Origin of the sequence: Actinoplanes sp. NPDC051633, assembly GCF_040681735.1 — a bacterium.
Lineage (GTDB): Bacteria > Actinomycetota > Actinomycetes > Mycobacteriales > Micromonosporaceae > Actinoplanes.
Map to the genome: position 1 here is coordinate 1 of NZ_JBFAZH010001551.1, position 1493 is coordinate 1493.

Here is a 1493-nt window from a genome sequence, read left to right on the forward strand (position 1 = left end):
ATCAACCCGGGACCCATGGCGCCGCCGATGAACCAGCACTCGTCCGCCGGCGGCGTGAAGTCGGCGGTCAGGTCATGGACCCGTCGCAGCCACTGGCCGACCTGGGTCAGCATCGAGTCGGCCGACGTCCAGGCGGGCCAGGGATCCTGGTCGCCGATGGTGTCCCCCGGCAGAAAGGTGAGCATCTCGCGACCCCGGTCGTCGAACCCGAGCGCGCGGGGAGCCGACTCGAGGCCGGCGTCCTGGAGATGCCGCAACACGGCGTGCACCGTCGCCGTCCACGGCGAGGCCCGCTTGTGGACGACACCGTCGATCAGTACGGCGCCGGTGGTGTTGCCGCCGGACAGGGGCACTTCGCTCATCCACCGTGTCTACCGGTCCTCGCGCGGCGGCGACACTGATTTAACTCAGTGGATAGGGCGACTGGGCCCAGGGTGGACGGTCCGACGGCTGGATCGACGTGACCCACTTGACCCACCAGAAGCCGCGGCGGCCCGGGGCCACGATGCGCGCCGGGAACCCGTGCCCGTACGACAGCGGCGAGCCCGCCCGCTGCGTCACCAGCCACACGTCGTCCAGGGTGTCCGCGCCGAACCAGCGCGCGTACCCGGTCACCGACCGCACCTCCACGCTGCGCCACTCCCCCGCCGGCACCAGCGCGCTCAGCCGCACGCCGGCCCACTCCTGGTCGCTGTACCAGCCGCTGGTGCAGTCGAGGGCGGCAGTGAAACTCTCGTGCGGCAGGGCCCGCATCGCGGCCAGGTCGAGCGACTCCGCCCCGACCCGCAGGCGCCACGCCGCCGGGTCCACCCGCTGGATGCCGTCGTCGAACCAGGACGTGACGCGGGGCTGCGCCTTGGGCACCGACCCGGAGAACCGCCGGTCGGTCGCCGCCCAGGTGTCCCACGCCGCCGTGGCCGCCGCGGCGCCCGCGCCCAGCACACCCAGCCGCAGCAGGGCCCGGCGGTCGGCGTCCGCGCGCCGCGGGCGTACCCGATGCAGGACGAAGTGCGCGACCAGGGTGACCAGCGCGCCCACCGCGGCGCCGACGTGGATCTGCATGAGCGTCAGCGGGCCGACGTATTCGGCGTGGCCGGTCGAGTGCAGCAGTCCGCTGCCGATCGTGACCAGGACCAGCACGGCCAGCGTGAGCGACAGCGCCTTGATCCGGCGCGGCCGAGCCGCCCGGCCGAGCCCGCGCCGGACGACCACCGCCTTCCACGGCGCGATCAGCAGGATCGCGAGCGCGCCGGCGGCGTGCAGCTGGATCGGGTCGACCGGCCAGTCGACCCCGATCGCCATGCCGCCCAGGCCGGTGACGCCGCCGGCCACGAGCAGCAGGCCGAGGACGAGATCGACCCGCCGCCCGGCCTGCCTGCTCCGCAGCCTCATGGATCAGACGCTAGGGCCTGTCTCGTGGATCAGCCAAGTGCGAGGCGAGGTCCAGAGTGTGGCTGGCATCGGGCACGACGCGCCCTAATACCGGGGGGCGG

Annotated in this window: 1 protein-coding gene and 1 pseudogene; both read right to left on the minus strand. The window is 73.5% G+C overall.

Annotated features, from left to right (window positions below):
- Window positions 1-362, minus strand: a pseudogene (locus AB0M20_RS43035) (aminoglycoside phosphotransferase family protein); the annotation flags it as partial.
- A 40-nt stretch (window positions 363-402) separates the two neighbouring features.
- On the minus strand, window positions 403-1392 hold the full coding sequence (locus tag AB0M20_RS43040) for a molybdopterin-dependent oxidoreductase (protein WP_364307221.1): 990 nt from the start codon (window positions 1390-1392) through the stop codon (window positions 403-405).
- Between the last annotated feature and the right edge of the window lie 101 nt (window positions 1393-1493).

Excerpts from the sequence above, each read along its gene's own strand:
- AB0M20_RS43040 (WP_364307221.1), bottom strand. The coding sequence starts at position 1,392 with ATGAGGCTGCGGAGCAGGCAGGCCGGGCGGCGGGTCGATCTCGTCCTC.